At 67.7% G+C, this 9,044-nt stretch carries 6 protein-coding genes; 2 read left to right on the top strand and 4 right to left on the bottom strand.

The window, feature by feature from the left end:
• Both Q8P46_15455 and Q8P46_15450 read left to right on the top strand, forming a co-directional pair.
• On the top strand, nt 1-1,547 hold a 1,547-nt coding region (locus Q8P46_15455; GenBank protein ID MDP2621541.1), incomplete at its 5' end, for an OB-fold nucleic acid binding domain-containing protein.
• Nucleotides 1,548-1,606: 59 nt separating this feature from the next.
• Nucleotides 1,607-2,581 (top strand): endonuclease/exonuclease/phosphatase family protein, encoded by a 975-nt coding sequence (locus tag Q8P46_15450; protein ID MDP2621540.1) that lies wholly within the window; start codon nt 1,607-1,609, stop codon nt 2,579-2,581.
• Nucleotides 2,582-2,585: 4 nt separating this feature from the next.
• Here the strand turns inward: Q8P46_15450 and Q8P46_15445 are convergent, their stop codons facing one another.
• From Q8P46_15445 to Q8P46_15430, 4 genes are read right to left on the bottom strand one after another with little or no spacing between them, the layout of a single operon-like run.
• Nucleotides 2,586-2,906: a cytochrome C552 gene (locus Q8P46_15445; GenBank protein ID MDP2621539.1), complete on the bottom strand. Its 321-nt coding sequence runs from the start codon at nt 2,904-2,906 to the stop codon at nt 2,586-2,588.
• A gap of 45 nt (nt 2,907-2,951) precedes the next feature.
• Nucleotides 2,952-5,255, bottom strand: coding sequence for a xanthine dehydrogenase family protein molybdopterin-binding subunit (locus Q8P46_15440; GenBank protein ID MDP2621538.1), 2,304 nt, complete (start codon nt 5,253-5,255; stop codon nt 2,952-2,954).
• Between the two features lie 40 nt (nt 5,256-5,295).
• Nucleotides 5,296-6,396 (bottom strand): 5-methyltetrahydropteroyltriglutamate--homocysteine S-methyltransferase, encoded by a 1,101-nt coding sequence (locus tag Q8P46_15435; protein MDP2621537.1) that lies wholly within the window; start codon nt 6,394-6,396, stop codon nt 5,296-5,298.
• Nucleotides 6,393-8,720: a xanthine dehydrogenase family protein molybdopterin-binding subunit gene (locus Q8P46_15430; protein ID MDP2621536.1), complete on the bottom strand. Its 2,328-nt coding sequence runs from the start codon at nt 8,718-8,720 to the stop codon at nt 6,393-6,395. Before Q8P46_15430 ends, Q8P46_15435 begins: the two co-directional genes overlap by 4 nt.
• Nucleotides 8,721-9,044 lie beyond the last annotated feature (324 nt).

The following is a 9,044-nucleotide window of genomic DNA, read 5'->3' as shown; positions in this document are numbered from 1 at the left end:
TCCAGGTCGAAAGCCGCGCGCAGATGTCGATGCTGCCGCGCCTGAAGCCCAACAATTTCTACGATCTGGTCATCGAGGTGGCCATTGTCCGCCCCGGCCCGATCCAGGGCGACATGGTCCACCCCTATCTGAAGCGCCGCTCCGGGCAGGAGCCGGTCACCTATCCGAGCAAGGACCTCGAAGCGGTGCTCGGCAAGACGCTCGGCGTGCCGCTGTTTCAGGAGCAGGCGATGAAGATCGCCATCGTCGCCGCTGGCTTCACGCCGGCGGAGGCCGACCGGCTGCGCCGCGCCATGGCGACCTTCCGCCGCGTCGGCACCATCGACACGTTCCGCGACAAGATGATCGACGGCATGACTGCCCGCGGCTATGAGCGCGACTTTGCCGAGCGCTGCTTCAAGCAGATCGAGGGTTTCGGCGAATACGGCTTTCCGGAAAGCCACGCGGCGAGCTTCGCGCTCCTCGTCTACGCCTCGGCCTGGCTCAAATGCCACTATCCCGACGTCTTCGCGGCCGCCCTCATCAACAGCCAGCCGATGGGCTTCTATGCGCCGGCCCAGATCGTCCGCGACGCCCGCGAGCACGGCGTTGCGGTGTGCCCGCCCGACGTCAACCGCTCCGACTGGGACTCAACGCTGGAGCCGGAGGAGGGCGCCATCCGCCGTCTGCATCCCAACCATGCCGAGATGGCGGCAGACATTCATTCCACCTGCGCCATCCGCCTCGGCCTGCGCCAGATCAAGGGCCTGCACGAGGAGGATGCCCGCGCGCTGGTCGCGGCACGGGCGGCACGGGGCGCAGGCTACGATTCGGTGCGCGATCTGTGGCTGCGCACGCAGCTGAGGACGCACGTGCTGGAGCGGCTCGCCGACGCCGACGCCTTTCGCTCGCTCGGCCTCGACCGGCGCGGCGCCCTGTGGGCGGTCAAGGGCCTCGACGGCGCGGCTGGCGATCATGACCTGCCGCTGTTTGCGGCAAGCCCGGGGGGCCTGCGCCAGAACGAGCCCGACATGGCCCTGCCGCCGATGCCGCTCGGCGAACATGTCGTCAACGACTATCGCTTCCTGAAACTCTCGCTCAAGGCCCACCCGGTCGGCTTCCTGCGCCAAGACCTTGACCGCTCGGGCCATGCGCGCTGCGCGGCGCTGGCCGGTCTGCGCTCCGGCACCGTCCTGAAGGTCGCCGGCCTGGTGCTGGTGCGCCAGCGGCCGGGCACCGCCAAGGGCGTCATCTTCGCCACGCTCGAGGATGAAAGCGGCATCGCCAACATCATCGTCTGGCCGAAGAGTTTCGAGCGCTATCGCCCGGTGGTGCTGGGCGCGCGGTTCCTGTCGGTCGAAGGCCGGCTGCAGAACGAGGAAGGCGTGATACACATTGTCGCAGAGCACCTGACCGATTTGACGCCGCTGCTTACGCGTCTTGCCGACGGCGGCGAGAAGATCGAGCCGTTCGCCCGCTGCGACGCGGTCAAGCGCCCGGCAAACCCGGCAGACAGAAGGGCAAATCCGGCCCGCGCGGCGATGCCCAAGGGCCGCAATTTCCATTAAGGCCGCGCCCCGTATCGCAAAGCGCTTTTCAGGCGCGCGCGCCTCGCCCATCATGGGCCATGCGCCTCGCCACGTTCAACCTGGAATCCCTCGGCTCGCAGCGCACCGGCGCCTCGTCGCTGGCCGAGCGCATCCAGATTCTCACGCCGCAGTTCGAGCGGCTCGACGCCGACGTGATCTGCCTGCAGGAAGTCGACGGGCAGCATGTCCCGGATAGGCCCGAGCGCGAGCTTACGTCCCTCAAGCAGTTGTTCGCCGGCACGCGCTATGCGGATTACGAACTCGTCTCGACCATCGGCCGCGGCGGCGAGGGCGTCGCCGACGTGCACAATCTGGTGATCGCCTCGCGCTTGCCGATCCAGCATTCAGCCGAGATCCGTCACGATCTGGTCGATGCCCCGCGCTACCGCCTGAGCACCGCCGAGCCGGCCGAGGAGGAGGCGAGCGAAATCGCCTGGGACCGGCCGATCCTCCACGCGGTTCTCACCCTCGACGACGGACGCCCCCTGCACGTCGTCAACCTGCATCTGCGCGCGCCGCGCGCCGCCCCGATACCGGGTCGCAAGGACACGGCCGCCGTATGGAACAGCGTCGAGGGATGGGCGGAGGGATTTTTCGTGGCCGCCGTCAAGCGCCTCGGCCAGGCGCTCGAACTGCGCCGCCTCGCCGACCGCATGTTCCGCGAAGACCCGGCGGCGCTGATCGCCATTGCCGGCGACTTCAACGCCGAGGACCACCAAGTGCCTCTGAGGATCGCCGTCGGCTCGGAGGACGACACCGGCAACGGCGCGCTCGCCGGTTTCATGCTGGTGCCGGTCGACCGCATGATCGCCCAGGACCGCCGCTACACCGTGACCCATCATGGCCGGCCGCTGATGCTCGACCATATCCTGGTCAGCCGCACCCTGCTCGGCGCGCTGCGCGGCGTCGAGGTGCACAATGAGGTTCTGTTCGACGAATTGACCGGGCCTGGCCGCATCGATCACCCGCCGGGCTCATTTCACGCGCCGCTTATCGCCGAGTTTGCGTTGTAGAGGCTTATGGCGCCAGCGACTCGATATAGGCGAGAATGTCGGCGATCTCCGCCCGCGTCAGCGACGGGTCTGGCATGGCGTCGTGGGGACGGGTTAGCCACATGGCGAGCGCTTCGCGCCGCGTCTCGCCCATGGTCTTGGCGACCTCGACAAAAGACGGTGCATCGGCGAGGGCGACCTGTGTATCGTCGGTGCCGATCAGATGGCAGCTCGCGCACCAGGTCCGCGACAATGCGGCCCCCGATTGCGGCTCGCCGTCATCAGCAGCCCCTGTGCTTGCCGCCGAAGCAGCCATGAGGAAAAGCGCCAATACAAGCTTCCGCATTGCCTCTTCCTTTCATATGACATCTGGCGCCGACAAACCCGTGGTTCAAGCCTCATGACTCTTGTCAAGGGCGCGCCAGATCGTCTCAGGGGTCGCCGGCATGTCGACATGGGTGATGGCGGCCGCCGCGTTGAGCGCGTTGACCACGGCATTGACGACGGCGGGGCAGGCGCCGATCACCCCGGCCTCGCCGGCGCCCTTCATGCCCAGCGCGTTGGTGGCCGAGGGTATGTTACGCGTCTCGAAGCCGATGCTCGGCAGGTCGTCGGCGCGCGGCAGGCAATAGTCCGTCAGCGAGGCGGTGATGAGCTGCCCCGATTCCGGGTCGTAGACGGTACGTTCGGTGAGCGCCTGGCCGACCCCCTGGGCGATACCACCGTGGATCTGCCCCTCCAAGAGCAGTGGATTGAGGACTGTGCCGAAATCGTCGACCACGCAATAGCGCTGGATCGCCACCGATCCGGTCTCGGGATCGATTTCGACCTCGGCAATATGGGTGCCGTTGGGGAAGGTCGGCGCCGACGGCTCCCAGTCCTCGGTCTCGGTGCGCTCGTCCACCGGCATGGCCTTGACGATTTCGGCGAGCGCCACCGACCGGTCGGTGCCAACGATGCGCACCTTGCCGCCGGAAAGCTCCAGGTCGGCGGGCGCCGCTTCCAACCGCTCGGCGGCGCGGGCCTTGACCCGCTCGGCAAGGCGCCCGGCCGCCTTGTAGACCGAGACGCCGCCGACGGGAATCGACCGCGAGCCGCCGGTGCCGAAGCCGCGCGGGATGCGGTCGGTGTCGCCTTGGACGACGGTGATCTTGTCGGGTTCGATGCCGAGCTCGGCGCTGGCAAGCTGGGCAAAGGCGGTATGGTGGCCCTGTCCGTTGGTCTGGGTGCCGGAAAAGACGGTGGCGCCGCCCTCCTCGTCGAGCACGACGGCGCCATATTCGGGCCCGCCTCCGGCGCAGGCCTCGATATAGGTCGCCATGCCGATGCCGCGCAGAAGCCCGCGCCGGGCGCTTTCCTCGCGCCGTGCGGCAAAACCCTTCCAGTCGGCCAGTTCCATCGCCGCGTCCATGTGGGCCGCGAAGTCGCCGGTGTCGTAGGTGCGCCCGGTCGGCGTGGTGTAGGGCATGTCGGCAGGGGCGATGAAATTGCGGCGGCGTATCTCGTCCGGTTCAAGCTCCAGCTCCAAGGCCGCCTTGTCGACCAGCCGCTCGATCAGATAGGCGGCTTCCGGCCGGCCGGCGCCGCGATAGGCGTCGACCGGGACGGTGTTGGTGTAGGCGCCGCGCACGCGCGCATAGACGTGGGGCGTGCGGTAGCACCCCGGCACCATGCCGGCGCCGTTGGCGGCAACGAACAGCGCCATCTGGCCGAGACAGGCGCCGAGATTGGCGATGGTGTCGACCCTGAGCGCGAGGAAACGGGCGTCTTTGTCGAGCGCCAGCTCGGCATATGAGACGTGGTCGCGGCCGTGATAGTCGGCCAGGAAATGCTCGACCCGCTCACCGACCCAGGCGACCGGCCGGCCGATCCGGCGGGCCGCAATCAGGACCAGCGCATATTCGCGATAGGTGAAGAATTTCGTGCCGAAGCCGCCGCCGACATCGGGCGTGACGATGCGCATCTTCTCGCGCGGTACGCGGAATACGTCGTCGGCAAGCACCGGCTGCAACAGGCGCACCCCCTGCGAGCCGCAGGTCAGCGTATAGCGACCGTCTTCGGCGTTGAATTGGCCGATGGCGCCGCGCGGCTCGAGGAAGTTGGTGACGATCCGATTATTGACCAGCCTGAGACTAACCACCTTGTCGGCTCGGGCGAAGGCAGCGTCGGTCGCCGCCTTGTCGCCGTGGGCGGCCTCGATGGCGAGGTTGCCGCCGACTTCCGGCCACAGCACCGGCGCGTCGGGCGCGAGCGCAGCTTCGGCCTCGACGACGCAAGGCAGTTCCTCGAAATCGAGAGCGATCATCTCCGCCGCGTCGCGCGCCTGGACAAGCGTCTCGGCGACGACCATCGCCACCGCCTCGCCGACATGGCGCACGGTAATTGCCGGCAGGATCGGATAGGGCGGCACCGGCGGCATCGTGCCGTCGGCGTTCTCATACATGCCTCTGCAGGGCAGAGGACCGAGAGCGGCGGTCTCCGCCGCGGTGATGACATCGAGCACGCCGGGGGCGGCCCGCGCATCGCCGATCCCTGTCAAGCTGAACCGCGCATGGGCGACCGGCGCGCGCACGATCGACGCATGAACCGCGCCTTCCGGCAGGATGTCCGCCGTGTACCGGCCGCGGCCGGTGATGAGCGCTTGGTCCTCCTTGCGCCGAAGGGAAGCGCCGATGCCGAACCTCGCTACTGTCATGGCAATTATCGGTGCGCCGCGACCCGCCGCCGGGTTTCGATCAGCCCCACACCTCGCCGGCGATCTCGACGATTTCGGCGAGCTTCGCCCATTGGGCCTCCTCGGTGAGGATGTTGCCCTCCTCGGTCGAGGCGAAGCCGCATTGCGGGCTCAGGCAGAGCCGCTGCAGATCGACATATTTGGTCGCCTCGTCGATGCGCCGCTTGACGTCGTCCTTGTCCTCCAGCGTGCCGGTCTTCGAGGTGATCAGGCCGAGTACCACCTGCTTCTTCCCTGCCGGCAGAAACCGCAGCGGCTCGAACCCGCCGGCCCGGTCGGTGTCGTATTCGAGGAAATAGCCGTCGATGTCGAGGTCGCCCAGCATCACCTCGGCGACCGGCTCGTAGCCGCCCTCGGAGATCCAGGTGGAGCGGAAATTGCCACGGCAGACATGCATGGTAACGGCGAGATCGTCGGGCCGGCCTTCGAGCGCCTGGTTGATCGTCCGCACGTAGATTTCCGGCAGCCTGTCGGGATCGTCTCCGCGCGAGCGAGCACCCTCCCTCTGTTCCTCCGAGCACAGATAGGCCCACACCACGTCGTCCAACTGCAGATAGCGGCAACCGGCGTCGTAGAAGGCGCGCACCGCCTTTTTGTAGGCGGCGCCAGTGTCGGCGAAGAACTCCTCGAGATCGGGATAGACCGGCGCGATGACGTTGCGGCCCATGCGGAAATGCAGCACGCTCGGGCTCGGAATGGTCATCTTCGGCACGCGGCGGGTGTGCGCCTTGAGGAATCGGAAATGGTCGAGCATCGGGTGGCCGGAAAAGCCGATCCTGCCCTTGATCTCCAGGCTCCGCGGCTTGGTCTCGACGCCATGGAACTTGATGGTCTGCTTGCCGGTGACGAGCTCCACGCCATCGAGCTTCTGCAGAAAATCGAAGTGCCACCAGGAACGGCGGAACTCGCCGTCGGTGACCGCCTGAAGCCCGATCTCCTCCTGCTTCCCGACCGCCTTCCTGATCTCGCGATCCTCGACCTCCCGCAGCGCCTCGTCCGTGATCTCGCCGGCCTCGTGCCTGGCGCGGGCTTGCTTTATGGCCTGCGGCCGCAACAGGCTGCCGACCATGTCGGCGCGGAATGGCGGGGTTGTTCTCTTCATTGCGTTTCTTCCTCCTCCGGAGCTCTCTTTCGCAGGACCCGCCACACCTTCTCGCTGGTCGCCGGCATGTCGAGCCGCGCCCCGGCATCGCCCGGCAGCGCATGGCGAATCGCGTTCATGACAGCCGAAGGCGCGGCCGTCGTGCCGGCTTCGCCGGTACCTTTGAGGCCGAGCGGATTGGTCGTGCAGGCGACCTCGATACGGTCGAGGACGATCCGAGGCATCGTGTCGGCCCGCGGCAAGGCATAATCCGTGAACGAGCCGGAGACAAGCTGCCCGCTCTCCGGGTCGTAGACCGTCTCCTCGCCGAGCGCCTGGCCGATCCCCTGGGCGATGCCGCCATGCATCTGGCCGTCGACGATGACCGGATTGAGAACCTTCCCGCAATCGTCGACCGCCGTGTAGGCGACGATCGAGACGGCGCCGGTCTCGGGCTCGATCTCCACTTCGGCGACGTGGCAGCCATTCGGGAAGGTCGAGGCGGCGGCAAATTTGACCTCGGTGTCGAGACTTTCGCCAAGCTCGCCGGCCCGCGCGGCGACGTCGAAGATCGAAACATGGCGCTTTGAGCCCGCGACGCTGAAGCCGCCATCCGCCTGGACCAATTCTTCCTCGCCAGCCTGCAGCAGCAGCGCGGCGACGGGACGGGCCTTTTCCAGGACCTCGCCTGCGGCCTGCGCGATGGCGCCGCCGACCATGGTCGCGGTGCGCGAGGCGACGACCCCGAAGCCCGGAATGTCGCGTGCCGAATCGCCGTGCTCGATAACGACCTCTTCGTCCGCCACGCCGAGGCGCTCGGCGGCGAGCCGGCGGAACACGGTGACATGGCCCTGTCCGCCGGGTCCGGCGCCGATCGAGACATGCGCCCTGCCATCGCCGGGAAAGGAAACCCTCGCAGCCTCCTGCGGCAGGGCGCCGGCGATCTCAAGATAGCAGCCGATACCGATGCCGCGCAGCCGCCCTGCAGCCTCAGAGGCCGCCCGCCGCGCCGGAAAGCCGGCATGGTCGGCACGCTGAAGCGCCGCCTCGAACAGGAGCGGAAACTGGCCGCTGTCATAGCTATTTCCGAAGGCGGTCTTGTAGGGCATGCGGTCAGGCGCGATCAGGTTGCGCCGGCGCAGCTCGGCCGGGTCGACGCCGCTGACGCGCGCGGCCTCGTCGACCAGTCGCTCCAGGAGATAGTTGGCCTCCGGCCGCCCGGCGCCGCGATAGGCGCCGATCGGCACCGTATTGGTCAGGTAGCAGCGCGTGCGCACGGTCGCGAGAGGAATGTCGTAGACGCTCGGCAGGCAGCCGGTGATGTGGGCGGTGGAACAGATCGCGCCGACGCCCGTCAGATAGGCGCCGACATTGGCGCGCCCGTCCACCTTCAGTGCCAGGAAGCCGCCGTCGGCATCGAGCGCAAGCTCGGCCCGCCACAGAGAATCCCGGCCCTGATGGTCGCTCATGAAGGCTTCGGAACGCGTCGCCGCCCAATGCACCGGCCGCCCAACGGTCTTGGCGGCAAACAGCAGCGCAACATATTCGGGATAGGACGACGCCTTCATGCCGAAGCCGCCGCCGACATCCTCGGTCAGCACCCTGAGCCGCTCAGGCTCGATCTTCATCGCCGCCACGAGCTGATTGCGGATCGAGGCGACCCCCTGGCTGCTGCAGGTCAGCGTGTAGCGGTCGGCGTCGGCGTCGTAGCTCGCGGTGGCTCCGCGCGGCTCGAGCGAGGCCGCAACGAGACGCTGGTTGACGAGATCGGCCTGGGCGACGTGGGCGGATTGCGCGAAGGCCTCTTCGACCCGCGCCGCGATGCCGCCGTCTGCGTCCTGAGGCGCCGCCCAGTCGAGGGCGAGATTGCCCGGCGCGTCGGGGTGAAGCTCGGGAGCATCGCCGGCCGCTGCCTGCGCGACCGTCGTGATCGCCTTCAGGGGAGCGTAGTCGACGGATACCTGCTCGGCCGCGTCCTGAGCGGCTTGGAGCGTTTCGGCGACCACCAGCGCCACCGGCTCGCCGACATGGAGAACCCTCTCGCCCGCCAGCGCCGGGCGCTGCGGCACCGCGATGGGCGTGTCGTCGCGGCCCTTCATCGGATTTGGCCGGGTGACGGGACCATAGCCTTCGCCGGAAAGATCGGCAGCGGTGATGATTGCGAGAACGCCAGGGAGCGCCTGGGCAGCCGCCGCGTCGAGGGCGGCAATTTCGGCATGGGCGTGAGGCGAGCGGACGAAGCAGGCGAAGACCGCATCGGCGGGCTTCAGATCGTCGGTGAAGCGGCCGCGACCGCGCACGAGCGCCTCGTCCTCGACCCTGAGGTGGGTATCTTTCGCGCTCATGTCTCGGCTGTGACTGAGGAGAGTCCGACCGGTTGAACCATCGCTACACGATAGTTCGCGGCGAGGAAACCGCAACCGGGGCCAAACCGCTCGTGAAACAGAATTGATGCAATCTCATACTATCTCGCTCTAGCAGGCTGTTGAAAACGTGCGAAGGAAGCCGAACCAGCGTTCCCTCGCCCCTGTGGGGAGAGGGACAGGCTGAGGGGGACCGACGTAACCTATTGAAACTCCTAGACCCCATCGCCCGCCCGCCTCTCGCCTCGGCGAAGCTGGAGCTTCGCTCCGGCGTAGCCGGGTCGCTTCGCTACGGCGCGGCGACCT

This window comes from Hyphomicrobiales bacterium (assembly GCA_030688605.1).
Taxonomy (GTDB): Bacteria; Pseudomonadota; Alphaproteobacteria; order Rhizobiales; family NORP267; genus JAUYJB01.
The sequence above is the reverse complement of the archived record's forward strand: the minus strand, read 5'-3'. Positions and strand labels throughout refer to the sequence as shown.